This window comes from Sphingobium sp. SG1 (assembly GCF_057063145.1).
Genome location: NZ_JBVVOJ010000002.1, coordinates 495,910 through 522,551 on the forward strand (window position 1 = coordinate 495,910; position 26,642 = coordinate 522,551).

General features: G+C 64.0%; 22 protein-coding genes and 1 tRNA gene. 13 read left to right on the plus strand and 10 right to left on the minus strand.

Annotated features, from left to right (window positions below; translation table 11 throughout):
• Nucleotides 1-62 precede the first annotated feature (62 nt).
• Genes nirB through cobA form a run of 4 tightly spaced genes read left to right on the plus strand, consistent with a single transcriptional unit; the run spans nt 63 to nt 6,331 of the window.
• Complete coding sequence (gene nirB / locus AC0KVN_RS07690) at nt 63-2,576, plus strand: nitrite reductase large subunit NirB (protein WP_435566581.1); 2,514 nt, start codon at nt 63-65, stop codon at nt 2,574-2,576.
• Nucleotides 2,573-2,941, plus strand: coding sequence for a nitrite reductase small subunit NirD (gene nirD / locus AC0KVN_RS07695; protein ID WP_037518142.1), 369 nt, complete (start codon nt 2,573-2,575; stop codon nt 2,939-2,941). Before nirB ends, nirD begins: the two co-directional genes overlap by 4 nt.
• Complete coding sequence (locus tag AC0KVN_RS07700) at nt 2,941-5,550, plus strand: molybdopterin-dependent oxidoreductase (protein ID WP_435566582.1); 2,610 nt, start codon at nt 2,941-2,943, stop codon at nt 5,548-5,550. The genes nirD and AC0KVN_RS07700 overlap by 1 nt, the downstream gene beginning before the upstream one ends.
• Complete coding sequence (gene cobA / locus AC0KVN_RS07705) at nt 5,537-6,331, plus strand: uroporphyrinogen-III C-methyltransferase (RefSeq protein ID WP_435566583.1); 795 nt, start codon at nt 5,537-5,539, stop codon at nt 6,329-6,331. Before AC0KVN_RS07700 ends, cobA begins: the two co-directional genes overlap by 14 nt.
• A gap of 125 nt (nt 6,332-6,456) precedes the next feature.
• Here the strand turns inward: cobA and AC0KVN_RS07710 are convergent, their stop codons facing one another.
• The 4 genes from AC0KVN_RS07710 to AC0KVN_RS07725 all read right to left on the minus strand — a co-directional run bounded on the left by AC0KVN_RS07710 (nt 6,457) and on the right by AC0KVN_RS07725 (nt 9,893).
• The gene (locus AC0KVN_RS07710) at nt 6,457-7,839 is read right to left on the minus strand and encodes a hypothetical protein (RefSeq protein WP_435566584.1); all 1,383 of its coding nucleotides are present in this window, start codon (nt 7,837-7,839) and stop codon (nt 6,457-6,459) included.
• A 97-nt stretch (nt 7,840-7,936) separates the two neighbouring features.
• Nucleotides 7,937-8,013, minus strand: a tRNA-Pro gene (locus AC0KVN_RS07715).
• 135 nt (nt 8,014-8,148) lie between these two features.
• On the minus strand, nt 8,149-8,361 hold the full coding sequence (locus AC0KVN_RS07720) for a hypothetical protein (protein ID WP_004212530.1): 213 nt from the start codon (nt 8,359-8,361) through the stop codon (nt 8,149-8,151).
• Between the two features lie 158 nt (nt 8,362-8,519).
• Complete coding sequence (locus AC0KVN_RS07725; protein ID WP_435566585.1) at nt 8,520-9,893, minus strand: M20/M25/M40 family metallo-hydrolase; 1,374 nt, start codon at nt 9,891-9,893, stop codon at nt 8,520-8,522.
• Nucleotides 9,894-9,995: 102 nt separating this feature from the next.
• On the opposite strand from AC0KVN_RS07725, the gene ettA reads away from it, so the two are divergent.
• On the plus strand, nt 9,996-11,681 hold the full coding sequence (gene ettA, locus AC0KVN_RS07730) for an energy-dependent translational throttle protein EttA (RefSeq protein WP_483656042.1): 1,686 nt from the start codon (nt 9,996-9,998) through the stop codon (nt 11,679-11,681).
• A gap of 290 nt (nt 11,682-11,971) precedes the next feature.
• On the opposite strand, the gene AC0KVN_RS07735 is transcribed toward ettA, so the two are convergent.
• Nucleotides 11,972-12,976: a cytochrome-c peroxidase gene (locus AC0KVN_RS07735; RefSeq protein ID WP_435566586.1), complete on the minus strand. Its 1,005-nt coding sequence runs from the start codon at nt 12,974-12,976 to the stop codon at nt 11,972-11,974.
• A gap of 263 nt (nt 12,977-13,239) precedes the next feature.
• Here AC0KVN_RS07735 and AC0KVN_RS07740 point away from each other — a divergent pair, with 263 nt between their 5' ends.
• Nucleotides 13,240-13,596: a hypothetical protein gene (locus AC0KVN_RS07740; RefSeq protein ID WP_037517970.1), complete on the plus strand. Its 357-nt coding sequence runs from the start codon at nt 13,240-13,242 to the stop codon at nt 13,594-13,596.
• A gap of 603 nt (nt 13,597-14,199) precedes the next feature.
• Here AC0KVN_RS07740 and AC0KVN_RS07745 read toward each other — a convergent pair.
• Genes AC0KVN_RS07745 through AC0KVN_RS07755 form a run of 3 tightly spaced genes read right to left on the minus strand, consistent with a single transcriptional unit; the run spans nt 14,200 to nt 15,945 of the window.
• Complete coding sequence (locus AC0KVN_RS07745) at nt 14,200-14,481, minus strand: acylphosphatase (RefSeq protein WP_435566588.1); 282 nt, start codon at nt 14,479-14,481, stop codon at nt 14,200-14,202.
• A complete protein-coding gene (locus AC0KVN_RS07750) occupies nt 14,481-15,293 on the minus strand; it encodes an NYN domain-containing protein (protein WP_010339376.1) in 813 nt (270 codons plus the stop codon). Before AC0KVN_RS07750 ends, AC0KVN_RS07745 begins: the two co-directional genes overlap by 1 nt.
• A 13-nt stretch (nt 15,294-15,306) precedes the next feature.
• Nucleotides 15,307-15,945 (minus strand): carbonic anhydrase, encoded by a 639-nt coding sequence (locus AC0KVN_RS07755; RefSeq protein ID WP_037519738.1) that lies wholly within the window; start codon nt 15,943-15,945, stop codon nt 15,307-15,309.
• A gap of 38 nt (nt 15,946-15,983) precedes the next feature.
• Between AC0KVN_RS07755 and lipA the strand changes: the two genes are divergently transcribed.
• Complete coding sequence (lipA, locus tag AC0KVN_RS07760; RefSeq protein ID WP_435566589.1) at nt 15,984-16,964, plus strand: lipoyl synthase; 981 nt, start codon at nt 15,984-15,986, stop codon at nt 16,962-16,964.
• A gap of 7 nt (nt 16,965-16,971) precedes the next feature.
• Nucleotides 16,972-17,448 (plus strand): type II toxin-antitoxin system RatA family toxin, encoded by a 477-nt coding sequence (locus tag AC0KVN_RS07765; RefSeq protein WP_010339373.1) that lies wholly within the window; start codon nt 16,972-16,974, stop codon nt 17,446-17,448.
• Here AC0KVN_RS07765 and AC0KVN_RS07770 read toward each other — a convergent pair.
• Both AC0KVN_RS07770 and AC0KVN_RS07775 read right to left on the minus strand, forming a co-directional pair.
• Nucleotides 17,394-17,912 (minus strand): CinA family protein, encoded by a 519-nt coding sequence (locus tag AC0KVN_RS07770; protein ID WP_435566590.1) that lies wholly within the window; start codon nt 17,910-17,912, stop codon nt 17,394-17,396. The genes AC0KVN_RS07765 and AC0KVN_RS07770 overlap by 55 nt on opposite strands.
• Nucleotides 17,913-17,919: 7 nt before the next feature.
• Entirely contained in the window at nt 17,920-19,101 is a 1,182-nt protein-coding gene (locus AC0KVN_RS07775) for a bifunctional 2-C-methyl-D-erythritol 4-phosphate cytidylyltransferase/2-C-methyl-D-erythritol 2,4-cyclodiphosphate synthase (protein WP_435566591.1), read from the minus strand.
• Nucleotides 19,102-19,218: 117 nt separating this feature from the next.
• Here AC0KVN_RS07775 and dusB point away from each other — a divergent pair, with 117 nt between their 5' ends.
• The 5 genes from dusB (at nt 19,219) to ntrX (ending at nt 26,506) form a co-directional block, all read left to right on the plus strand.
• Entirely contained in the window at nt 19,219-20,241 is a 1,023-nt protein-coding gene (dusB, locus tag AC0KVN_RS07780; RefSeq protein WP_136187215.1) for a tRNA dihydrouridine synthase DusB, read from the plus strand.
• Nucleotides 20,238-21,347, plus strand: a complete 1,110-nt coding sequence (locus AC0KVN_RS07785; protein WP_367349303.1) for a two-component system sensor histidine kinase NtrB — start codon at nt 20,238-20,240, stop codon at nt 21,345-21,347. Before dusB ends, AC0KVN_RS07785 begins: the two co-directional genes overlap by 4 nt.
• Nucleotides 21,347-22,789, plus strand: coding sequence for a nitrogen regulation protein NR(I) (gene ntrC / locus AC0KVN_RS07790; protein ID WP_010339369.1), 1,443 nt, complete (start codon nt 21,347-21,349; stop codon nt 22,787-22,789). The genes AC0KVN_RS07785 and ntrC overlap by 1 nt, the downstream gene beginning before the upstream one ends.
• A 98-nt stretch (nt 22,790-22,887) precedes the next feature.
• Complete coding sequence (locus tag AC0KVN_RS07795) at nt 22,888-25,143, plus strand: sensor histidine kinase (RefSeq protein ID WP_435566592.1); 2,256 nt, start codon at nt 22,888-22,890, stop codon at nt 25,141-25,143.
• Entirely contained in the window at nt 25,133-26,506 is a 1,374-nt protein-coding gene (gene ntrX / locus AC0KVN_RS07800) for a nitrogen assimilation response regulator NtrX (protein ID WP_483656043.1), read from the plus strand. Before AC0KVN_RS07795 ends, ntrX begins: the two co-directional genes overlap by 11 nt.
• The last annotated feature ends 136 nt before the right edge of the window (nt 26,507-26,642 follow it).

Sequence of the window (26,642 nt, forward strand, 5' to 3'; positions counted from 1 at the left end):
CTCTCGGGTTTCAATCCCCGAGGGTCTGGATGGCGGCTTTTTTCTTTTCTGGAGTAACGGGGATGGACTTTCAGGACGGGATCGACCCGGTCACGCAGGATGAGGACAATGTCCTGCCGCCTTTGGGGCAAGCACGCGAGCATCTGGTCGTCATCGGCAACGGCATGGCCGGCTGCCGCGCGGTCGAGGAATTGCTGGCCCGCGATGCGGGGCGCTATCGCGTCACCATCTTCGGCGCCGAACCTTATGTGAACTATAACCGCATCATGCTTTCGCCGGTGCTGGCGGGCGAAAAGACGTTCGAGCAGATCGTCATCAACGACGCCGCCTGGTATGCCGACAATGGCATCGAACTGATCGCCGGCGATCCGGTAAAGGCCATCGATCGCGCCACGAAGACCGTTTCCAGCCAGTCGGGCCGCACCATCGGCTATGACAAGCTGCTGATCGCGACCGGCTCCGATCCGTTCATCATTCCCGTGCCCGGCAAGGATCTGCCCGGCGTCATCAGCTTCCGCGACATGAAGGATGTCGACACCATGCTCGCCGCCGCTGCCGATGGCGGCAGCGCGGTGGTGATCGGCGGCGGCCTCCTCGGCCTGGAAGCCGCCCATGGCCTGACCCTGCGCGGCATGAAGGTGACCGTCATCCACCTGATGGACACGCTGATGGAGCGGCAGCTGGACGAGGCGGCCGGCTGGCTGCTCAAGACCGCACTCGAAGGACGCGGCCAGACCATCCTGACCGGCGCCAATACCGAAGCCATTTATGGCGATGGCAAGGTCGAGGGCGTAAGGCTGAAGGACGGTCGCGAAATCCCGGCCAGTCTGGTGGTGATGGCGGTCGGCATCCGCCCCGCGACCGCGCTGGCCCGCGACGCCGGCCTGGCCGTCAATCGCGGCATCCAGGTCGACGATCATATGGTCACCAGCGATCCCGATGTGCTGGCGGTCGGCGAATGCGTCGAACATGACGGCAATGTCTATGGCCTGGTCGCGCCGCTGTGGGACATGTGCCGCAGCCTGGCCGACGGCCTGACCGATCAGCATAGCGGCTACAAGGGCTCGGTCACCTCGACCAAGCTTAAGGTCGCGGGGCTGGACGTCTTTTCCGCCGGGGACTTTTCCGGCGGTGAGGGGTGCGAGGATATCGTCCTGCGCGACGCCTCGCGCGGGGTCTACAAGCGGGTCATCGTCAAGGACGACAAGCTGATCGGCGCGGTCCTCTATGGCGATACCGTCGATGGCGGCTGGTATTTCGATCTCCTCAAGCGCGAGGAGAATGTCGCCGACATGCGCGACATGCTGATCTTCGGCCAGGCCTTCGCCTCGGGAGGGGGCGCGCTGGACCCTAAGGCGGCCGTTGCAGCGCTCTCGGACGAAGCCGAGATTTGCGGCTGCAACGGCGTCAGCAAGGGCCAGGTCGTCTCGTGCATCGCCAAGGGTGCGCACAGCCTGGATGCGGTCCGCGCCACCTGCAAGGCGTCGGCCAGTTGCGGCAGTTGCACCGGCCTGGTCGAAACCCTGCTCGCGCTGACGCTGGGCGAGGATGTTCAGTCGGGGCCGAAGACGATGTGCAAATGCACCAGCTTCACCCATGACGATGTCCGTCGCGAGATCGTGGCACAGGACATGCGTTCGATCCCCGAAGTCATGCAGAAATTGAACTGGTCGACGCCGGAGGGCTGTTCCTCCTGCCGTCCGGCGCTCAATTATTATCTGCTCTGCGCGCTGCCGGGTGAGTATCAGGACGATCAGCGCAGCCGCTTCGTCAACGAACGCATGCACGCCAATATCCAGAAGGACGGCACCTATTCGGTCGTGCCGCGCATGTGGGGCGGGCTCACCAACCCCAAGGAACTGCGCGCGATCGCCGACGTGGTCGAAAAATATAACGCCCCGATGGTCAAGGTGACCGGCGGCCAGCGCCTGGATATCTTCGGCATCAGGAAAGAAGACCTGCCCGCCGTCTGGGCCGATCTCAATGCGGCCGGCATGGTGTCGGGCCATGCCTATGGCAAGTCGCTGCGCACGGTGAAGACCTGCGTGGGGTCGGAATGGTGCCGCTTCGGCACCCAGGATTCGACCGGCCTGGGCGTCAAGATCGAGCATATGACCTGGGGGTCATGGATGCCCCATAAGTTCAAGATCGCGGCCTCCGGTTGCCCCCGCAATTGCGCGGAGGCGACGATCAAGGATTTCGGCGTGGTCTGCGTCGACAGCGGCTATGAACTGCATGTCGGCGGCAATGGCGGCATCCATGTCCGGGCCACCGACCTGCTCTGCAAGGTCGCGACCGAGCAGGAGGCGCTCGATTATTGCGCCGCCTTCATCCAGCTCTATCGCGAGGAAGCCCGCTATCTGGAGCGCACCGCTCCCTGGATCGAGCGCGTCGGCGTCGATTATGTGAAGAGCCGCATCGTCGCGGATGATGTCGGCCGCGAAGCGCTGCGCGCGCGCTTCCTCTTTTCCCAGCAGTTCATGCAGGATGATCCCTGGGCGCGTCGCGCCGCCGGCGAGGACGCCGAACTGCACCAGCATCTCGCCGAAGTCCGCCCCATGGAGACGCTCGCATGATCCCGAACACCCAAGTTGGCACCTGGCTGGATATCGGCCCCGTCGATCAGATCTCGCCGGGCAATGCCCGCACCCTGCCGGTGCGCGGCGGCGAGGAAATCGCCATCTTCCACACGCAGGACAATCAGTTCTACGCGCTGATCAACAAGTGCCCGCACAAGCAGGGGCCGCTGAGCCAGGGCATCGTCCATGGATCGGTCGTTGCCTGCCCGCTGCACAATTGGAACATCTCGCTCAAGACCGGCAAGGCGCTGGGCAGCGATGAAGGCTGCGTGCCCACCATCCCGCTCAAGGTCGAGGCGGGCCGCATCTTCCTGCTGCGCGAGGCAGTCATTCCCGTGCCCAGCGCGGCAAAGGCGGCCTGATGGCACAGGCGATCCGCACCACCTGCGCCTATTGCGGCGTCGGCTGCGGCATCGCCGCCACGCCGACCGGGCCGCGCTCGGTGATCATCAAGGGGGACGAGGCGCATCCGGCCAATGGCGGACGCCTCTGTTCCAAGGGTACGCATCTGGGTGAGACGGTGGCGCTGACCGGCCGCCTGCTCCACCCGATGATCGGCAAGCGCCGCGCCAATTGGGACAAGGCGCTGGATCTGGTCGCGAAGAAATTTCGCGAGACGATCGAGCGCCATGGCCCGGACAGCGTGGCCTTCTATGTCTCGGGCCAGTTGCTGACCGAGGATTATTATGTCGCCAACAAGCTGATGAAGGGTTTCATCGGCTCGGCGAACATCGACACCAACAGCCGCCTGTGCATGTCGAGCGCGGTCGCCGGCCACAACCGCGCCTTTGGCGAGGATATCGTGCCGGCCAGCTATGACGATCTGGAACAGGCCGACCTCATCATCCTTGTCGGCTCCAACACCGCCTGGTGCCATCCGATCGTCTATCAGCGTATCCAGGCTGCCCGCGCCGCGCGCAGCACGAAGCTGGTGGTGATCGACCCGCGCCGCACCGAAACCTGCGAGGGCGCGGACCTTCATCTGCCGATCCGGCCCGGCAGCGACGTCGCGCTGATGACCGGGCTGCTCGCCTGGTGCGACGCACAGGGCCTGACCGATCCGGCCTATCTGGCCGATCATGTGAACGCGCCCGACGGTTTCTGGGATCATGTCCGCACCGGCCATGACCTGTGGACGACGGCCCAGGCCTGCGACCTCGACCCGGCGCTGCTGAAGGCCTTTTTCGAGCTGTTCGCGGCGATCCCGCGCACCGTCACCCTGTTCAGCCAGGGCATCAACCAGTCGATCCGCGGCACCGATCAGGTCAATGCGATCATCAATGTCCACCTCGCCACGGGGCGCATCGGCAAGCCGGGCGCGGCGCCCTTTTCCATCACCGGCCAGCCAAATGCCATGGGCGGGCGCGAGGTTGGCGGGCTGGCGTCCACGCTCGCCGCGCATATGGACTTTGCGCCGGAAAATGTCGCCCGCGTCGGCCGCTTCTGGGCCGCGCCACAGATGGCGAGCAAGCCGGGGCTGAAGGCCGTCGACCTGTTCCGCGCGATCGATGAAGGCCGGATCAAGGCCCTCTGGATCATGGCGACCAATCCCGCCGTCTCGCTGCCCGATGCCGGCCGGGTGCGCGACGCGCTGGAGGCGATCCCCTTCCTCGTCGTGTCGGACATCATCGCTGACACCGACAGCAGCGCCCATGCCCATGTCCGCCTGCCGGCCGCCGGCTGGGGCGAAAAGGACGGCACGGTCACCAATTCGGACCGCACCATCAGCCGCCAGCGCCCGTTCATGGCATTGCCCGGCGAGGCCCGGCCCGACTGGTGGATCATCACCCAGGTCGCCCGTCGCATGGGCTGGAAAAACGCCTTCGCCTATGATCGGCCGGCTGACATCTGGCGCGAACATGCGCGCATGACCGCCTATCAGAATGAGGGGCAGCGGTTGCTCAACCTGCGGGCGCAGGCGGCAATCGGCAACGACGCCTATGACGCGATGGACAGTTTCCGTTGGGGCGGGAGGCCTTTTGCCGATGGGCATTTCCCCACTCCGGACGGTAAAGCGCGGTTGGTGCTGACGAGGCAAATGGATTTGCAGGGGCCGCTGCGCGACTGGCCGCTGACGCTCAACACCGGTCGCTATCGCGATCAATGGCATACGATGACCCGCACGGGTCTGGCGCCCAAGCTGGCCCGCCATCGCGAGGAACCGCTGGTCGAAATCCACCCGCAGGATGCCGATGCGCTGGGCCTGGCCGATCGCGATCTGGCGCGGGTGTCGACCGCACAGGGCAACAGCCTCTTCCGCGTCAGCATCAGCGACGGCCAGCGGCCGGGCGAAATCTTCACCCCGATCCACTGGACCGATCAGATATCGAGCGGCGGGCGTACCGGCCTGTTGCCGCGTCCGCTGGTCGATCCGCATTCGGGCCAGCCCGGCTTCAAGTCGACCCCGGCCGCGGTCGAGAAGGTCTCGACCCAATGGCAGGGCTTCCTGATCCTGCGCGGGCAGGAGCCCGCCAAGCTGCCCTGCCTCTGGGCCACGCGGGTCGCGGTGCCGGGCGGGGCGCTCTATGAACTGGCCGGCAATGGCGATGCCGCCCGACTGGAAGCCTGCCTGCCCAGGGGCGAGCGGGTCGAGGCGATCGATCATGTGCGCGGCAGCCGACGGGTCGCGATCATCCAGGATGGCCGGCTGGCCGGCGTGCTGTTCGTCACCCGCACGGGCCTGTTGCCCTCGCGCGACTGGCTGATCGGCCAGTTGGCGGCCGACGATGTAGGCGCCACCGTGCTGGCCGCCCGCGGGCCGGGCAGCCAGCCGGATAAGGGCGCTACCATCTGCGTCTGTTTCGATATCGGCCTCAACCAGATCGTCGCGGCGATCCGCGACCAGAAACTGGTCGACGTGCCTGCCATCGGCAAGGCGCTGGGTGCGGGCACCAATTGCGGTTCCTGCCGCCCCGCCATCGCCAATATCCTGGCCCAGACCTCGCAGGAGACATTGCATGCAGCCGAATGACCTCATCGCGCCGGGCGACGTCTGGCTGGTCGGTGCCGGGCCGGGCGATCCCGACCTGCTGACGCGCAAGGCCGAAAGGCTGATCCGCGCGGCGGACATCATCTTCCACGACGCGCTCGTCGGGCCGGGCATATTGGACCTCATTCCCGATCATGCGGAACGGGTCAGCGTCGGCAAGCGGTCGGGCCGCCATTCGAAGGACCAGCAGGCGATCGACGAGATGCTGGTGGAGGCGGCGCTGGCGGGCAAGCGGGTGGTTCGGCTGAAGGGCGGCGACCCGGCGATGTTCGCCCGTTCGACCGAGGAAATGACGGCGCTGCGCGTGGTCGGCGTTCGCGTTCGGATCTGCCCCGGCATCACGGCGGCCAGCGCCGTCGCGGCGTCGGCGGGCATTTCCCTGTCGCTGCGCGGCATTGCGCGCCGGGTCCAGTTCGTGACGGCGCACAGCCGCCGGGGCCAGGCCCTGGATCTGGATTGGGATGCCCTGGCCGATCCGGCCTGCACCCTGGCCGTCTATATGGGACGCGAGGCCGCCCCGGAACTCAGCCGCGCGCTGATCGCTGCGGGCCTGCCGGGCGCGACCCCGGCTCTCATCACCTGCGATGCTTCGCTGCCGCAGGAACAGCAGTTGCGCACGCGCCTCGATCTCCTGCCGCTGGTGACGCAGGCTTTTGCCGATGATCGCCCGACCCTGATCCTTATCGGCAAGGCGGTGGCTCAGGCCGACATGGCCATGGCTGGCGGAACGGACGATGTCCGCCGATCGATGGCGTCGCGCTGAAGTAGTAACAACGGCGCCGTATATCCGGCTGATAATATTGGAAAGTGGTCGGGGAGACAGGATCCCTGACCGAACATCATGCATATCTAAGTCACTGATTTAACGTCAATGAACAGCCTGCTCTATCAAGCAGGTGTACATCGATGGGTACAATGATGGGGGCAATACCATGCGTCATGGACGATGTCTGTTCCGGGCTCCAGCCGACGGTCAATCCCGGCTGCGCCTGTCCAGACCGGCGCGGACAGGAGATGTGCAATCTCCTGCTTGCTCCAGCTTGCACGCTTGTCGCGATCCCTCTTGCGTTGCAGGCGAGCCTTTCGCGCTATGCCCTTACGTGCCGACTTGAAGGAAAGAGGCTGGGCAGGGCGATGCCCATCCGCCTCATTGTCGCCAGCGGCGAACTCGAGAACTGCGGTGATCCACGTCAGATGCTTGTTGATCGTAGCCTGGCTCAAGCCGACGTCGTCATCGTTCATGCGCGTCGCTCGATCAAGGCTTGCCGCGATCCCGCCAGCTTTCTCTTCGGCGGTGCGGCCCCATCGGCCCGGCAGTGCCCTGCATAGCTTCACGAATGCCTGCACATGTGCCTGTTCGAGGTCCTGGATGTGAACATCGCGCCCGCAAGCATGGTCGAATAGCCGCAAGGCCGTTCGGACCTGACCCACGGTTACCGTGTCCCATGCTTTCTCACTCTCGTGCAGTGCGATGCATTCTTCGGTTGCCTCGAGGAGTAGCTTCTTTGCTCTGGTCGTCCCCGGATTATCGGCTGTCGGAGCCGGCGGCTCCTTTTCCGCCGCCACGGACCCGGGGTGCCCCTCAGGTCCACTCTCCGGCATCTGCTCGAATGCGAAAGGTGTCGTGTCCGCTAACGCATCCTGAATCCAGTCAGCCGTAAAGTCATCAGCGGCAGACAACCGTCCCGTTGCCTCCCGGCATGCTGCTGCCCGAGCGGCGCAGACCGTACGTTTCATGCGGTCGAGATTGTCCCGTGTCGAGCTTATGCCGAACCGTTCGACATAGTTCTGCAACTGTGAACCCGAAACCACGCTGCCCGACTGATAATCGAACACAGCATTGCCGACCGCCTTCGCATCGACGAATTTCCAGCCTCCGGCAACGAGCCGCTCAAGATCATCGAGTGACCACTTGGCGTCTGGCCCGTTTCGAGCGAGGAAACTCCACGCTTCGGCATGAATGGAGTTTGTGGTGGCGTGCTCGCCAGCGGGCGCACCGCTTCCGGCCTGATCTTCAAGTATCCGCTGCAATTGCCAGCGCATCGCGTCGCTGAAAACGCGTTTGAGCTTGTCGGGACCCATACCCGACGACTGACCATATGCCATGCGTAATGTCTCGACTGCCGTTCCCAAGCGGAAAGCAATAGAGCGGGCGGAATTAAAATTTCCGGTACGCAATGGTAACGACAGCGTTAGGCATATGCCTGCAACTGTGATCTTTTTTCGCCAGTAATAGGTGCCGCCACGCAGCGCCACGTTCGGAAATCCCATTCCGCCGCCTCAAGGGGTACAGCGAGGGGTACAACCGTGCGTACAATCATCCCACCCCGCAAGGGTTGAGACGTAAAATCAATGACTTAGAGAAAGTTGGTCGGGGAGACAGGATTCGAACCTGCGACATCCTGCTCCCAAAGCAGGCGCGCTACCAGACTGCGCTACTCCCCGATGCACGCGCGCCTTAGCGGTCGAGCGCCGCCGGCGTCAATGCCCGAAAATCATGTCGGGCCACATATATTGCGCGGACAAATAAAAAGGGCGGACCATATAGGCCCGCCCTTCGAAATCTCGCCGTGGCAGAGATTAGTGCGCGTTCGCAACGTTCTCAGCAACGTTAGCGGCGTTAGCAGCTTCGTTGGCGGCGTTGGCGGCGTTGTCAGCAGCGTTGGCGGCGTTTTCGACAACGTTCTCGACGACGGCGTTCGAAGCGTTCGCGGTTTCGTTGGCCGGCTTCTCACCGCAAGCGGCGAGGGCCATCAGGCTGGCCGAAGCGAAAACAACAGCGATCTTCTTCATTGTGTACGGCTCCCATAGCATTATGCCGCGTCTGGCACGTTACAAATGTGACCCTACGCGAGCGACCCGCATTAACGTGTGCGCTGCACAAATCAATGCTTTTCTGACGTCGGTGAAGCGGCAGAATCACGCGACGGGGCGTTCTCTACTATAAAAGTTCAGTTAATGCCCAATGTTTCTGTCGCATTCGCAGCAATGTTGAGCGTGACCGCCCAGGCGGCGACATTCTGGCGCAGTTGCGCCGGATCGATCTTGTCCAGCGTGTCGTCCGGCGTGTGGTGAATGTCGAAATAGCGCGTGCCATCCTGCTGCAGGTCGATCACCGGAATGCCCGCCTCGACCAGCGGTTCGATGTCCGATCCGCCATGCGCCTTGTCACGGCTCGGGACGATGCCCAGCGGCGCCAGCCCCTGTGCGATCCGGGTCGAAAGCGCTTCATGGCCGGCGGGCAGGGTGAAGTCGACCTTCCACACCTTGTCGGCGCCGAAGTCCGATTCCAGCACCAGCGCATGCGGCTCCTTGCCATGGGCGGCATAATAAGCGCGGCCGCCATTGCCGCCGACTTCCTCGGCACCGGCGAAGAGTATGCGGATCGTGCGGCGCGGCGTACCGGTCTTGGCGACCTGCAACGCGGCGGCGGCCACGATGCCGCAGCCCGACGCATCGTCGATCGCCCCGGTGCCCTGGTCCCAGCTGTCGAGGTGACAGGCGGCGACAATGACGCCGGCCTTGGGATCGCTGCCGGAGATTTCGCCGATGACATTGCCCGACGGCTGGTCCTTGGCGGTCTTCGATACGGCGGTCAGGTGGACGCGGACCGGCTGGCCGCGCGACACGACGCGGGCCATCTGCTCGGCATCGGGTACGCTGACGGCCACGGCCGGGATCGGCGTCACGCCATCGGCCCACATCTGCACGCCGGTATGGGCGATGCGGTGATGATCGGTGCCGATCGACTTCACCAGGATAGCGATCGCGCCCTTCTTGGCGGCGATGCTGGGGCCCTGGCGGCGGGCGGCACCATAATAGCCATAGCCCGACCCGTCCTGGGCGGCGACCATGTCATGGCTGACGAACACGATCTTGCCCTTCACCGCGCTGTCCGGCGCGGCCTGCAGGTCGGCGATCGTCGGGAAATAGGCGATTTCGCCCTCGATCCCCTGGGCCGGGGTCGATCCGCTGTTGCCCAGCGCCGCGACGACCAGCTTCTGCGGGAAGGGGGCGACGATCGCTGCTTCGTCATGGACGCGTTCCCACAGCGGCATCTTATAGGGTTCGATGCGGACGTTGGCGAAGCCCAATGCCTTGAGCTTGGCGGCGGCCCATTCGCGCCCGCGTGCTTCCTGCGGCGTGGCGGCCGGGCGCGGACCGACTTCGGTCGTCAGCCCTTCGGTAATGTCCCAGGCGACATCATCCTTCAGGGCGGCTTCGCGAATCGCCGCGTCACTGGCCGGGGCGGCCTGGACCAGAGCGGGGGTGAAGATGCTGCCAAGGAGCAGGGCGGCGAGCGGGCCCGATCGGATTTTCTGCATGGCTGAAGGCTTACTCAGACATACCCCATTTGCCAATGGCTTCCGCCTTCGCTAATTCGGCGCAAATTTTCCTGTCCATACCCTTTGGAGCTGCGCGAACCCATGTCCGCCTCATCGCAATATGCCTATGTCATGAAGAACATGACAAAGACCTTCCCCGGCGCGCCCAAGCCGGTGTTGAACAACATCAATCTGCAATTCTATCGCGGGTCCAAGATCGGCATCGTCGGCCCGAACGGCGCGGGCAAATCGACCCTGATCAAGATCATGGCCGGCATCGATACCGACATCAGCGGTGAGGCGTGGCCGGGTGAGAATGTCACCGTCGGCTATTTGCCGCAGGAGCCCCAGCTCGATCCGACCAAGAATGTGCTGGAAAATGTCAAGGACGGCGCTCGCGAGATGGCGGACAAGCTGGACCGCTTCAACGAGATCAGCTTGATCATGGCCGATCCGCCGGAAGACGTCGATTTCGACGCCCTGATGGAGGAAATGGGCACGCTGCAGGAGCAGATCGACGCCGCCGATGGCTGGACGCTCGACAACCAGCTCGAAATCGCGATGGAAGCGCTCCGCTGCCCGCCGTCGGACTGGTCGGTGGAAAGCCTGTCGGGCGGTGAAAAGCGCCGCATTGCGCTCACCCGCCTGCTGATCCAGAAGCCGGACATCCTGCTGCTCGACGAACCGACCAACCATCTTGACGCCGAAAGCGTCACCTGGCTGGAAAACCACCTCAAGGAATATGCCGGGTCGGTGCTGATGATCACCCACGACCGCTACTTCCTCGACAATGTCGTCGGCTGGATCCTGGAGCTCGATCGCGGGAAATATTTCCCCTATGAAGGTAACTACTCCACCTATCTGGAGAAGAAGGCCAAGCGCCTGGAGCAGGAAGACCGCGAGGCGACCGGCCGTCAGAAGGCGATCAACGACGAGCTGGAGTGGATTCGTCAGGGCCCCAAGGGCCGCCAGACCAAGTCCAAGGCGCGTATCGCCAAGTTCGAGCAGCTGGTTGCATCCCAGGAAAATCGTGCGCCCGGCAAGGCGCAGATCGTCATCCAGGTGCCTGAGCGCCTGGGCGGCAAGGTGATCGAGGCCAAGGGCATTTCCAAGGCCTATGGCGACAAGCTGCTGTTCGAGGATCTGTCCTTCATGCTGCCGCCCGGCGGCATCGTTGGCGTCATCGGTCCGAACGGCGCGGGTAAATCGACCCTGTTTCGTCTGATCACCGGTCAGGAAACCCCCGATTCGGGCGAGATCGACATCGGCTCGACCGTGCGTCTGGGCTATGTCGACCAGAGCCGCGACCATCTCGACGCGTCGAAGAATGTCTGGGAAGAAGTCTCGGACGGCCTCGACTACGTCAAGGTCAACGGCCATGACATGTCGACCCGTGCCTATGTCGGCGCCTTCAACTTCAAGGGCCAGGACCAGCAGAAGAATGTCGGCAAGCTGTCGGGTGGTGAGCGCAACCGCGTCCACATCGCCAAGATGCTGAAGCGCGGCGGCAATGTGCTGCTGCTCGACGAACCGACCAACGACCTTGACGTCGAAACGCTGGCGGCACTGGAAGAGGCGATCGAGAATTTCGCCGGTTGCGCCGTGGTCATCAGCCACGACCGCTTCTTCCTTGACCGTCTCGCCACCCACATTCTCGCCTTCGAAGGCGACAGCCATGTCGAATGGTTCGAGGGCAATTTCGAGGCTTATGAGGAAGACAAGCGCCGTCGCCTGGGCGATGCCGCCGATCGTCCGACGCGCCTCGCCTACAAGAAGCTGACGCGCTGACCGGATCGGGAGGCTGACGACAACCTCCCTCGAAAATACCGTTGAAACAACGGCTTGAAACGCCCGGTGTCCCTTATTGATGCCGGGCGTTTTGCCGTCCAATCGCCCTGGCGGTAATGAAGTTGCAATATCTGCAACGCCGGTTCCGCCCTTCGCAATTGCGAAAGAACGCGCTGCGCTGCACATAGGACGGGCCTTTCAGGCATCCTCTCCTAAAACTTATCAAGGCTGGCCTTTCGGGGCTGGCCCTTTTTTTGTCCGTCGAACGAGCGTTTTCAGGCGGAGCCAACTCAGGCGGGAATCGGGCAGGTCGCGGCCGGCCGGGCCAGGGCGGCATTCTTCAGGAAATCATGGTCCGTCAGCGCGTCGAGAAAGGCGAGCAGGGCGGGCATGTCGACATCGACCAGCATCGGCGCGGCGTGGCGGCGGATCGCCGATTCGATCGTCGGCGACTGGCCATCGTGCAGCCAGGGGCCAGTGACGGCGACGTTGCGCAGCGATGGCGTGCGGAACTGCTCGGGCGGCGGCTCGAAGCCCGGCGGCAGGGGCTTGCCGCCATAGGCCGCCGCATCGACCTCCTGCGGCGCAGCGGTGCCGACATAATGGGTCTTGCTGTCGGTGAAGTCCGGCCCGGAATGGCAGCTGCCACAGCCCGCCGCGGCAAATTGCCTGGCCCCACGCTGCGCCACTGGCGACAATGTGCCGCGATCATGGGCGCTGCCGAACGAGATCATCGTCCGCTGGAACGCCGCAAGAGCCGCAGTCACCCTTGCAAAGCCCAGGTCATTGGGTGCGTCGGGGAAGGCGGCCGCGAACATCCGGCGATAGCAGGGGTCGGCACCGATCCGCCGGGCCAGCCCGACATCATCCTGTGCCAGCCCCATCTCGACCGGCTTGGTCCCGGTCATCGGCACCATCGCCTGCTGCTCCAGTGTCGAAAGGCCGGCCTCGGTCCAGGTCAGGCCGCTGCGCCACGCGACATTGGCCAGGCCGGGCACATTGCGCACGCCCATCTCGCCCATCACGCCCCGATGGGTGGCCAGGCCATCGGCAAAGCCCTTTTCCTGCTGGTGGCAATCGGCGCAGGCCATGCTACCATCGGCCGACAGGGCGCGATCATAGAACAGCCGGCGGCCAAGCGCGACCTTGGCCGCGCTCATGCCGTTGTCGGACGGGATCGCGGGCGCCGCAACGCCAGCGGGCAGGGCGGACCAGCGCCAGGCGGGACGCGCAGCCCCCAGTCCCGTCGCCAGCAACGCCGCCGCCCCGATGATCGCCGCTCCACCCACTCGCATCCGCCGTCCCCTTCGCCGCGCATGACGAACCAAGGCTGACCGATCCGCAGGCTGGGGTAAAGGGGGAGGGGGCGGTCATGCTCGATGGAAGTGAATAATAGTGCTCGTCGCCAAATGCCCTTGCTTCGGGCGACGTCGGATGCTCCCTGTCGACCAGAAGGTTGTTGAGGTCTGGTTAGGGGAAAGGCAACTTCGGGTGGGAAGCGGACTGCCTGCTATCGGCGGGCATAGCGCGATAAGCGTAACTGATTTATGAAGTGGTCATGCTTGGTAATCGCTTTGCCCTATCCATGACTTTCATCTTGTTCGCAACGATGGTGTGCGGATTGGCTTGGGCCATCGGAAACGAAGTGGTCGGCTACATCGTTGCGGCGGGTCTATTTTCTGGCTTAGGCATTCTTGAGCAACTCGGCGTCATTACCGCGTTTCGAGGCTTTCTGAGATTTGCCCTGCTGATCGTCTTACCATCAGCGGCATTCCCCCTCGCGGACCTAGGCTATCTCCCATTTCCAGAAGTGGCTCTTTGGATAGCGGCATTCACTATGCTCGCAGCCTTGCCGATTTTCTGGTGGCAAATTGCAAAACGCGGACAAAGCGAGACGTCATTGGATGTCCGCTAATGGGCATTTGATTTAGCGAGATGAATGGCCACAATTGGTCGCTTCCGGACCGTCCTCCCCTACAAGCGGAGGTGGCTGGCCGTAGGCCAGACGGAGGGGTGTCACCCTCTCGATAGGGTCATAGCCCTCCATCCACCACTTCGTGGTCCCTTCAGCTGAGTCGCGCGCCTCTACCGAACCTTGCATGGGGGGGATTTTACCGCCGCTCTTGGTCGTTAGATATCATCGCAAATCCATCGGTCGTGCGAGGCGGGTCTGTCCTATTTTGCCCAATCCTGATCTACTCGGGCCATGAATGATCGCCCCGATCTCGGCCGTTCAACCAACTTTCTCGTTTTGCTGTCGCCTGACTGTCGCGTCAGCGGCGCGCGGGGGTGACCCTGGCAATGACCCCGCTGGCGCGTGGGTGTCGCGTCACGGGTGCGTGGCAGGGGCAAAAGGCCCGAAATGGCCCGACGACACTGTGAACTTCGGACGAAAATAAACTGTCGCGTCGATTGCCGCGCTGACCGCCGGATGTTTCCGCTGTCCTACAGGCCGTCATTCAGCCTAAATCCGATCGGCTCTTTGCTCTGTCGAGACCATCTCGCGCCCCATGGCGCGTCAGGCTGTGGGCCTCTTCTCGAAGCTGTTCAGCGCTTCGACCGGCGCATTCGCTGCCTCGATCCGCGCGACCTTTGCTGCGGGTGGGCCATCCTGTGCCAGCGTGACGAAGCGATCGACCATGTCCGCCTCGCCCTGCACCAGCGCCTCGACACTGCCATCCATCCGGTTGCGAACCCAACCGGTGAGGCCCAAGCTGCGGGCGGTCTCGACCGTCCAGTTGCGGTAGAAGACGCCCTGCACCCGGCCGAGGATCATCAGGTGACGGGCGACGACCGGCATCAGCGGATCCGCTTGATCCAGGTCTGGCCGCCTTCGCGCACTTCGGTGGTGAAATTGGGGATGGCGGCGACCAGATCGGACAGCCGCTTGAAACCATAATTGCGCACATCGAAGCTGGAGCGGTTGCCGACCCGCTGGCCGACCGGCCCCAGCGCCACGAAGCCGCGCTCGTCCCGCTTCGCCTCGTCATAGGCATCAATCAGCAGGCGCACGACTTCCGGGTCCACAGCCGCGCCGGTGCCCGCGGGCGCAGGCGTTGCGGCTGGCAAGTGCGTCGCTGCGGGGGCTGGTTTGGCGGCCGCGCTGCTCTTGGCCGGCGCCTTCTTCTTCGGCGCGGTCGCGGGCTTGGCGACCGGTACCTCGACCGGGCGCAGCGCCGCGACGTCGATGAAGCGGGTGCAGGCGCGGCGGAAGCCTTCAGGTGCATTCGCGTTGCCAAAGCCATAGACCGGAATGCCGTCCTGGCGCAGGCGCGTCACCAGCGGGGTGAAGTCGCTGTCGCTCGACATCAGGCCGAAGCCGTCGACGCGCCCGCTGGATAGCAGGTCCATCGCGTCGATCGTCATTTTCATGTCGGTGGCATTCTTGCCCTTGGTCAGGTCGAACTGCTGCTGCGGCTCGATCGCCTGCGCGACCGACAGTGCCGCCCAGGTCTTGAGCGTCGCCTTGTTCCAATTGCCATAGGCGCGGCGGATATTGACTGTGCCCAGCTCCGCCAGCACGGTCATGACCGCGTCGAAATGGGCCGCCGACGCATTGTCTGCGTCGATCAGCAGGGCGATATTGCCGCGCCCTTCCTGCCGCATGGGCATGATGCGCCTCCCGTCAGGCTGCGGCGAAGACGCCGGTCTGTTCGTCCAATATGTGGAGTTGGCCATCGGAAATGGCGAAGAAGCTGCCGACCAGCTTCAGTTCGCCGCTCTTTTCCTTGGCGCGCACGCAGGGGAAGCTGCGCAGGTTGGTAAGGCTGACCTTTACCCCTTCCTGCTCCATGGCGCGCTCGACATCCCGGTCGCGCTGGTCGCCATAGCGGTCCACCACCACGTCGCGGGCATCGTCGAGCAGTTGGATCCAGTTATGAATGAAGCCGCCTTCGCCCGGAGGCGCGTCCTTGAGGTCATGGCTGAGCGCCGCCTTGCAGCCGCCGCACTTGCCATGGCCCATGACGACGATCTCGCCGACCTTGAGCACCTGGACGGCGAATTCCAGCGCGGCCGACACGCCGTGCCAGCCCGGATTGGTTTCGAACGGCGGCACCAGCGCGGCGACATTGCGCACGACGAAGATTTCGCCGGGGCTGGTGTCGAATATCTGGGCCGGGTCGACTCGGCTGTCGGAACAGGCGATCACCATCACCTTGGGGCTCTGCCCCTCGTTGAGTTCGTCCCATCGCTCGCGCTGCTGGGACCAGCCGGTGTCACGGAAGCGGCGATAGCCTTCGAGCATGTCTGCAAAGTCGGTCATGATGATTGATGTGCCGCACAAAGAGAGGGCTGGCAAGTATGGTCCTGCATCGCTATCTGGGGCCGATGAACGACATTGCCCCGATCCCCGTCCCCGGTCAGCCCGCCGCGACCGAGCGTGCCCGCAAGCCCGACTGGATTCGCGTCAAGGCGCCGACCAGCCCTGCTTATCACGAGACGCGCAAGCTGATGCGGGAAAAGGGTTTGAACACGGTCTGCGAGGAAGCGGCCTGCCCGAATATCGGCGAATGCTGGACCAAGAAGCACGCCACGGTGATGATCTTGGGCGATGTCTGCACCCGCGCCTGCGCCTTCTGCAACGTCAAGACCGGCATGCCGCGCAAGGTCGATGTCAACGAGCCGCAGAACCTGGCCGATGCCGCCGCCGAGATGGGGCTGGAACATATCGTCATCACCTCGGTCGACCGCGACGACCTGCCCGATGGCGGCGCCAGCCAGTTCGTCAAGGTGATCGAGGCGCTGCGTCGCACGACGCCGGGCACCACGATCGAGATCCTGACGCCCGACTTCCGTAACAAGCATGAACGTGCGGTCGCGATGATCGTCGAGGCGCGCCCGGACGTCTATAACCATAATCTGGAGACGGTGCCTCGGCTCTACCCGACCATCCGCCCCGGCGCGCGCTATTATGCATCGCTGCGCCTGCTGGAGAGCGTCAAGAAGCTCGATCCGTCGATCTTCACCAAGTCGGGCATCATGCTGGGCCTGGGCGAAGAGCGCCTGGAGGTCCACCAGGTGATGGACGACATGCGATCGGCCGATATCGACTTCCTGACGATGGGCCAATATCTGCAGCCCACGCCCAAACATGCCAAGGTGATGGAATTCGTCACCCCGGCCGCATTCAACGCCTATGCGGCGATCGCACGCGCCAAGGGCTTCCTGCAGGTCGCATCGAGCCCGCTGACCCGGTCGAGCTACCATGCCGGCAAGGATTTCGCCGAGATGCGCGCCGCGCGCGAGGCGAAGCTGGCCAAGGCGGCCGCCGCGAAGGCCTGACCGGCGAATGCCCAAACATGAAGAGACCCGCCAGCTGCCCTATAGTCCGGAACAGATGTTCGACCTGGTGTCGAACGTCTCGGCCTATCCGCAATTCCTGCCTTGGGTCAGCGCGATCCGTATTCGCTCTGACAGCGAGAGCGAGATGGTCGCGGACATGATCGTCGGCTTCAAGGGGATCAGCGAGAGCTTCACCTCGCGCGTCCACAAGCATCGTCCGGACCATGTCCGGGTCGACTATCTCAACGGCCCGCTTAAGCATCTCCATAATGAATGGCGTTTCCGCGACGACGGGCAGGGCGGCGTGCTGGTGGATTTCGAGGTCGAGTTCGAATTCAAGAACCGCATTTTCGAGATGCTGGCCGGTCAGTTTTTCGACAAGGCGCTGCGCAAGATGATCGGCGCGTTCGAGACGCGCGCTGCGGCGCTTTATGGCGCCGGCGAATCGGGCAGCAGCAGTTCGAGCGCGCACAACGCCGCCTGAAGGCGAACGCCGCCCCGGCCATTATCCTCGAAATGATGCATGTCGGCCACGACCTTGTCGGGGCTGCCGCCGCGTTCCGCGCGCGCGAAGACGACGGTGCCGACCGGCTTCTGCTCGCTGCCGCCGCCCGGCCCGGCGATGCCGGTGATGGCGACCGCGACATGCGCATGGCTCTTCTTGAGCGCACCCTGCGCCATCGCCCAGGCGGTGGCGATGGAGACTGCGCCGAACGTGTCCAGCACATCATGCGAAACCTTCAGAAGTTCGGCCTTCATATCATTGGAATAGGTGATGAAACCGGCCTCGAAGACGTCCGACGATCCGGCGATTTCGGTTAGCGCGGAGGAGACCAGGCCACCGGTGCAGCTTTCTGCGACTGCGACGGTGCGACCGGCGCGGCGGTTGGCGATGATGACCTTTTCGGCAAGGTCGACGAGTTGGGCGGGCAGAATGGTATCGGGCATGGTCGGCTCAGAATAGCGTGGGGAGGGCGAGGGTGGCAACCGCTTGTGCGGCGATGCCCTCGCGCCGGCCGGCAAAGCCCAGCCGCTCGGTCGTGGTCGCCTTGACGCTGATCCGATCGACGGGAACCGCCAATATCTCGGCAATCCGGGCGCGCATGGCATCACGGTGTGGCCCGATCTTGGGTGCCTCGCAGATGATGGTGAGATCGATATGGTCGATCCGGCCGTCCCGTTTCAGGACCAGATCGCGGGCATGAGCCAGGAAGCGATCGGAGGAGGCGCCGCGCCATTGCGGATCGGACGGCGGGAAATGGCTGCCGATATCACCATCTGCGAGCGCGCCGAGGATCGCATCGACGATCGCATGGAGGGCGACATCGGCATCGCTGTGGCCGGCGAGGCCCCGGTCATGCGGGACCAGTACGCCGCCGAGCCACAATTCTTCGTTCGGCGCCAGGCGATGGACATCATAGCCCATGCCGACGCGGGTGGTGCGGGCGCTTCCCAGGCGTGCCTCGGCACGGGCGAAATCCTGCGGGTAGGTCAATTTCTCTAGCCTTTCATCGCCTTGCATCAAGATGACGTCATGGCCCCAGGCGCGCAATATTTGGGCATCGTCGGTGGCTTCCTGTTCCTCGTCCCAGTCGCGATGGGCGGCCAGGATGGTCTCGAAGCGGAAGGCCTGCGGCGTCTGTACGCGATGCAGGCTCGCCCTATCGACAGCTTCGCCCATCAATGCGCCGTCGTTCCGCACCAGTGTGTCGGCGACGGGCAGGGCGGGGATCGCGCCTTCGGCATCTTCCAACGCGGCTAGCAGCCGGTCGATCACCGATGCTGGCAGGAAGGGGCGGGCGGCATCGTGGATCAGCACGATATCTGCGCCGCCGGCCGCCGCAATCGCCTCCAGTCCGGCGTGAACTGAACCGCGTCGACTATCTGCGCCGGTAACGAAATGGGCGACGCGATCGCCGAGCATGGCCTGGGCGCGGCCTTCCTCGCCTTCGCCCAGCGCAATGTGGATGGCCGACACGCCGCCATGCGCCGTCAGGGCGTCATGGGTATGGGCGAGCACGGCCTTGCCGCCGATCTGCCGATATTGTTTGGGAATGTCGCCACCGGCCCGGCTTCCCTGCCCGGCGGCGACGATCAGCGCGACGATCCTGCTGTTCGATGTCATGCTGCGGCGCATAGACGCTCTGCCCCATGATCGCCAACCTCTAAAGCGTAACGCGCGTGCTTGGCGCCCGCCTTGTCGTCGCGGCCATTTTCGGCTAAGGGCTGCCTGTTTTTTAGGCAGTGATAGAAGATGACGCGCAGGCTTTCCCCCATTTCCGTTGGACCGGTAACGGTCGACATGCCGGTCATATTGGCGCCGATGACCGGTGTTACCGACATGCCCTTCCGTACCCTGGTTCGCCGTTTCGGGTCGGGCCTGAACGTCACCGAGATGATCGCCAGCGCGGCGATGATCCGCGAGACGCGCCAGTCGCTGCAGAAGGCCGCCTGGCATCCGCTGGAAGAACCGGTGTCGATGCAGCTCGCCGGCTGTTCGCCGACGGAAATGGCCGAAGCCGCCAAGCTCAATGCCGATCGCGGCGCGGCGATCATCGACATCAACATGGGCTGCCCGGTGAAGAAGGTCGTCAATGGCGATGCCGGTAGCGCGCTGATGCGCGACCTGCCGCTGGCGGCGGCGCTGATCAAGGCGACGGTCGAGGCAGTCGATGTGCCGGTGACGGTCAAGATGCGCATGGGCTGGGATCATTCGAGTCTCAACGCGCCCGAGCTGGCGCATATCGCCGAAGATCTGGGCGCGAAGCTGATCACTGTCCATGGTCGCACCCGCTGCCAGATGTACAAGGGCAGCGCCGACTGGGGCTTCGTCCGCTCGGTCAAGGATGCAGTCAAGCTGCCGGTGATCGTCAATGGCGACATCTGCTCGATCGAGGACGCGGAAGCCGCGCTCGACCAGAGCGGCGCCGACGGGGTGATGATCGGCCGTGGCGCCTATGGCAAGCCCTGGCTACTGGGCCAGGTGATGCACTGGTTCGCTACCGGCGAGCGTCGTGCCGACCCGAGCCTTGCCGAACAATATGATCTGATTACAGAACATTATCGCATGATGCTCGATCATTATGACAATATGACCGGCGTCAACATGGCGCGCAAGCATATCGGCTGGTACACCAAGGGCCTGACTGGATCGGCGGAGTTCCGCAACACGGTCAATCAGGAGGCGGACGCGCAGCGGGTGCTGGATATGCTGGCCGCCTTTTATGAGCCGCTGATTGCGGCGGATGAACCGGCGGTGGCACTTCAGGCTGCATGACCATGCCATTGCCGTCCCTCCCGCCGCTTCAGATGCAGCAGGATGGACCATCCTTGTCGGAACTGATGACGGCGCTTCCGGTCGCGACCTTGGTAGTACGGCCGGATAATGGCATTGCCGACGCCAATGTGCGGGCGGAAACCCTGCTCAACATGGCGCGGTCGGCGATCATCGGCAGCGACGTGGCGCGCACGGTGCGGATTGCCGAGGCCGGCGCGCGGTTCGATATCTGGCACAGCAACAAGCCGATCGCCGCCTATGACATCAAGGTCCATGCCGGGCGCACCGCCGAGATGGAAGTGGATCTGATGATTTCCCCCATCGTCGATCATGATGGCTGGCGGGTCGTGTCGATCCATGCGCAGGGGCAGGCCCGCAAGATCGGCCATCGCGGCACGGCGGGCGGCGCGCGATCGGCGGTTGGCGCGGCGGCGATCCTGGCGCATGAGATCAAGAACCCGCTGTCGGGCATTCGCGGCGCGGCGCAGTTGCTGGAGACGAGCAATGGCGGCAGCGATGCCGCGCTGACCCAGCTCATCTGCAACGAGGTAGACCGGATCGCCGCCCTGATCGACCGGATGCAGGATTTCACGACCGACCGCACGCTGGAATGCGGCCCCGGCAACATTTATCCGTTGATCGATCGCGCATCACATATTGCGGCGGCAGGCTTTGCCAAGAATGTAAAAATTATAAAGCGTTATGATCCATCTTTGCCATTCGCGATCATCAATGACGATGCGCTGGTGCAGGTGATGATCAACCTGCTGAAGAATGCGGCAGAGGCACTGGAGCATGTCGAGCAGCCCTGCATTCGCGTCGAGACGGCGTTCCGACATGGCATGTCGGTGCTGGTCGGCGATCGCAAGGGCAGCGCCGTGCTGCCGATCGAGATCGTGGTGATCGACAATGGACCGGGCGTGCCCGAGCATATTCTGGACCACCTCTTCAACCCGTTCATCACGGGCAAGCGGGACGGGCAGGGGCTCGGCCTGGCGCTGGTAGACAAATTGGTGAGGGACATGAGCGGTTTCGTGCAATATTCCCGCGATCAGGAAGCCGGGGAATCCACCTTCCGCATCCTGCTGCCGATGGGAATGGGCTGATGGCCGCGACGGGCACGGTCCTGGTCGTCGATGATGATCCCGCCATCTGCGTGGTCGTGGGGGAAGCTCTGCGGCGCCAGGGGCACAAGGTGAAGATCGCCGGATCGATCCGCGAACGCACGGCGCTGATGGAGAGTTTTTCTCCGGACATTCTGATCACCGACGTCATGTTGCCGGATGGCGATGGGCTGGATGGCGTGGCGGAGATTATCGAGCGCAAGCCCGACCTGAATGTTATCATTCTTTCTGCACAGAACACCCTGAACACCGCGATCCGGGCGACCGAGAAGGGGGCGTTCGAATATCTTCCAAAGCCGTTCGATCTCAATGAGTTGACGCGCGCTGTTGCGGACGCCTTGGGGCATCGATCGGGCGGGGCGGACGCGAGCGAGCAAGGATTGCCGCATGATGGCCTGCCGCTGGTGGGGCGATCGCCTGCGATGCAGGAAGTCTATCGCACCATTGCCCGCGTTCTTTCCAATGATCTCAGCATATTGGTGCTGGGCGAGTCGGGGACGGGCAAGGAACTGGTGGCCGAAGCCATCCATAGCCTGGGCCAGCGACGCACCCGGCCCTTCGTCGCGATCAACATGGCGGCCATTCCGCGCGAGCTGATCGAAGCCGAACTGTTCGGTTATGAAAAGGGGGCCTTTACCGGCGCGCAGGCGCGGACCGCCGGTAAGTTCGAGCAGGCGCAGGGCGGCACCCTGTTCCTGGATGAAATCGGCGACATGCCGATGGAGGCGCAGACAAGGCTGCTTCGCGTGCTCCAGTCGGGCGAGGTGACGACGGTCGGCGGATCCAAGCCGGTGCGGGTCGATGTCCGCATCATCGCCGCCACCAACAAGGATCTGCCGCGACTGATCGAGGAAAATCGGTTCCGCCAGGATCTCTATTATCGGCTCAATGTCGTGCCGGTGTCGCTGCCGCCTTTGCGCGAACGGCGCGAGGATGTGATCTTGCTGGCCCGCCATTTCCTCGATCGGGCGGCGCAGGACGGTTTGCCGCGCAAGGCGCTGGCCGAGGACGCTGCGCAGTTGCTGATGGCCTATCACTGGCCCGGCAATGTCCGCGAGTTGCAGAATATCATGCAGCGGCTGGCCGTGCTGAGCCGCGAGAATGTGATCGCGGCCGACATGCTGCGCCACGCGCTGCCGCTGGATGCCGTGCCGGCGGACCATGCCGCGCCCGCAGGGCAGCTTGCGCAGGCCGTGCGGGAATGGACCAAGCGGCAACTGGGCGTCGGGCTTGGGCAAGCCAATCCCCAGTTGCATGATAATCTGCTGGCGGTGATCGAGCCGATCCTGCTGCAGGAAACGCTGGCCAGCGTCGATGGCAACCAGATCCGCGCCGCCGGCCTGCTCGGCATCAATCGCAACACGCTGCGCAAGAAGCTGACCGATTATGGCCTCGACCCGCTGCAACTGCGGCTGAGCGACTAGCGAGGGCGAGACGAAGCGCCCAATCGCATCGACCAGCGACATGGTTTTATGTAAAAACTGTGTTTGATCGGGCACGGCATTGTTGTAACGAAGCCACTATGACTGGTGCGGTGACAATCCCCCGACGGGGACAGGCTTGGGCAAGGCTGATCCGGCCTTACCTGCGCAACGGTCGCCTGGCCGCCGCGATCGAAGCGGTCACGCTCATCCTGTTCCTGGGCACCGCTGGGCTGACCTATCGCCTGCTGTCCGGGCAGGACCAGTCCTACACCCTGTTGACCCCGCCGATCGTGGCGCTGTTGCTGGTCGCCAATCTGGTGCCGGCGATCGCGCTGCTGATGCTGCTGGGGCGTCGTGTGGCCAAGCGTCGGGCCGCAAAATCGGCGATCGGCAGCGATGGTCAGCTCCATGTCCGACTGGTGGCGATCTTCTCGGTCGTGGCCAGCGTGCCGATGCTGCTGGTCGTGATCTTTGCGTCGCTGCTGTTCCAATATGGCGTGCAATTCTGGTTTTCGGACAGTGCGCGCGGCATGCTGCAAAATGCCAGCGATCTGGCGCGCGGCTATTATGAGCAGAATTTGCGCGAGGTCCGCGACGAGACGCTGACCATGGCGAGCGATCTGCGCGACTATCTGGGCCAATCGAGCGTTTCCAGTCCCCGTTTTGCCGAAGGCTATATCTATCAGGTGGTGACGCGAAAGCTGAACCGGTCGGCGATCATCGAGATCGGCAAGGATGGTGTGGCGCGGACCGCTGCAACAGTCGATCCCGAGAGCCGGCCAGCGTCCGAAATGCTGTCCGCCGATGTCGTGAAGCGTCTCGCGTCCGGCGAGGATGTCGTGGTGGCCGCCAAGCCGAACCAGATCGAAGCGGTGACGCTGCTATACCCCAATTCCAAAATCTACCTCTATGCCACGCGCAATGCCGGCAGTTCGTCCTTCTCCAATGTGGAGCGGGCGCAGAAGGTGCTGGGCGATTATGATCTGTTCGCGGCCCAATCCCGCGCGCTGCAATTGCGGTTCAACCTGCTGCTGTTCGTGGGGTCGCTGTTGCTGGTCGGCATCGCCGTCTACATCGCGCTGGCGGTCGCCGACTGGATGGTGCGGCCGGTCAATGAACTGGTGACGGCTGCCCGCAAGATCACGGCGGGCGACCTGTCCGCGCGCGTCACCAGCCCGGCCAGCCGGGACGAAATCGGCACGCTCGCCTCCGCTTTCAACCGCATGACCCAGCGTCTGGAAGCACAGACCGGCGCGCTGGTCGCGGCCAACAGCCAGCTTGATGAGCGGCGCGCCTTTATCGAGGCGATCCTGTCGGGCGTGAGTGCCGGCGTGCTGTCGGTGGACCGCGGCGGCGTGATCCAGTTGCTGAACAGCTCGGCCGCTGCGATCCTGGTGCGTGAAGGCGATGATCCGGTCGGACGGCCGCTGGCCGAGATTTCGGCCGAGCTGGCCGAACTGGTTGCGTCGGAGGAGGACGCCGGCATCGTCCAGGTGCGCGCGCAAGGCGATCTGCGGACCCTGGCGGTCAAGGTGTCCGAAGATGTGTCCGGCCATATCCTGACCTTCGACGACATCACCCAGCAATTGTCGGATCAGCGCCGCGCGGCCTGGTCGGATGTGGCGCGCCGCATCGCGCATGAGATCAAGAATCCGCTGACGCCGATCCAGCTGGCAGCCGAACGCCTGCAGCGCCGCTATGGCGAAGAAGTGACGAGCGACAAGCCGACCTTCGCCCGGCTGACCGGCACGATCGTGCGGCAGGTGGGCGATTTGCGCCGCATCGTCGACGAATTTTCCTCCTTTGCCCGCATGCCCAAGCCGGTGTTCCGGCGCGAGGCTCTGGGCGACATCGCCCGGCACGCGCTGTTCCTGCATGAGGTGGCCCACCCCGATATTCGCTTCGCTTTTGACGCGGATGCCGGGGAGATGGAGATGGTGTGCGATCGCCGCCAGCTTGGCCAGGCGCTGACCAATATCGTCAAGAATGCGGTCGAGGCGATCGAGCCGAAGCCGGCGCCCGAGGATGGCGGGGTGCGTGGCCATGTGCGCATGCGCCTGCATGAGGCTGATGGCGCGCTGGTGATCGAGGTGCGCGACGATGGCATCGGCCTGCCGCCCGAGCGTGAACGCATCCTGGAGCCCTATATGACCACGCGGTCGAAGGGGACGGGTTTGGGCTTGGCCATCGTCAAGAAGATTGTCGAAGAACATATGGGCGAAATCCGCTTTGATGACGCGGAAGGCGGGGGCGCGCGGGTGACGCTGCGCTTCCCTGTCGCGGCCCTGGAGAAACTGGAAGAGGGGCAGGTGGTTGCCTTGCCCAAAGGAAAAGTGACGGCCAATGGCGCTTGATATTCTGATAGTCGACGACGAAGAGGACATTCGCGATCTGGTTGCGGGTGTGCTGGAAGATGAGGGTTTTACCACCCGCACCGCCGCCAGTAGCGACAGCGCGATCGAGGCGCTGGACAGCCGGCGCCCCTCGCTGGTGCTGCTCGATGTCTGGCTGCAGGGTTCAAAGCTCGACGGGCTGGAACTGCTGGACGAGATCAAGCGGCGTGATGCGACCGTCCCGGTGCTGATGATTTCCGGCCATGGCAATATCGACACGGCGGTGGCGGCGATCCGCAAGGGGGCGGCCGATTTCATCGAAAAGCCGTTCGAGGCGGACCGGCTGCTCCATCTGGTGGCGCGCGCCACCGAGACCGAGCGGCTGCGGCGCGAGAACCAGACGCTGCGCGCGCGCTTTGGCCAGGATGATGAGCTGACCGGCACGTCGGCATCGATCAACGGCGTGCGGGCGACGATCAAGAAGGTTGCAGGCACCGGCAGCCGGGTGCTGATTTCCGGCCCGGCCGGGGTCGGCAAGGAAGTCGCTGCCCGCATGCTGCACAGCTGGAGCGGCCGCGCCGACGCGCCCTTCATCATCGTCGCCGCGGCGCGGATGGATCCGGATCGGGTCGAGGAAGAACTGTTCGGCGTCGAGGATCCCAGCGGGCTAGTGCGTCCGGGCTATCTGGAACAGGCGCATGGCGGCACGCTCTATCTGGACGAGATCGCCGACATGCCGGTCACCACCCAGGGCAAGATATTGCGGGTGCTGACCGACCAGAGCTTCACCCGCGTCGGCGGGCAGCGGCAGGTGAAGGTGGACGTGCGCGTCATTTCCTCGACCGCGCGCAACCTGACGGCGGAAATCGAGGAGCGGCGCTTTCGCGAGGATCTCTTCTATCGGCTCAATGTCGTGCCGTTACAGATTCCGTCGCTGTCCGAACGGCGCGACGATATTCCACCGCTGGTCGAGCATTATCTGGCGCGCTTCGCCGCCGATCGCCGGGTCAATCCGCCCGAGATCGCCAGCGATGCGATGGCGGCGCTGCAGGCCAATGAATGGCCGGGCAATGTCCGTCAGCTGCGCAACGTGATCGAGCGGACGATGATCCTGGCGCCGGGGGACCGGATCGGGCGGATCGAACTGGACATGCTGCCGGCCGAGCTGACGAGCGGTGGCGGCGGCGACGGCATTGGCCAGTCGGCGATCATGGGCGCGCCGCTGCGCGAGGCCCGCGAAAGTTTCGAGCGGGAATATCTGCGCATCCAGATCCGGCGGTTTTCGGGCAATATCTCGCGCACCGCGACCTTCATCGGCATGGAGCGGTCTGCGCTGCACCGCAAACTGAAATTGCTGGGCATTACCGACGGAAAGGACGGCTGACGCTAGGGAAATTCCCGATGGCGATGTCAGGCATGGACGCCCCTTCGCAATTGCGGTAGGATTGCCTTGCCCTCGACAAGCGGGGGCAGGCAAGACACCTCCGCCCAGAGGTGCGAGAGCGGGTAACGTCCCGCCA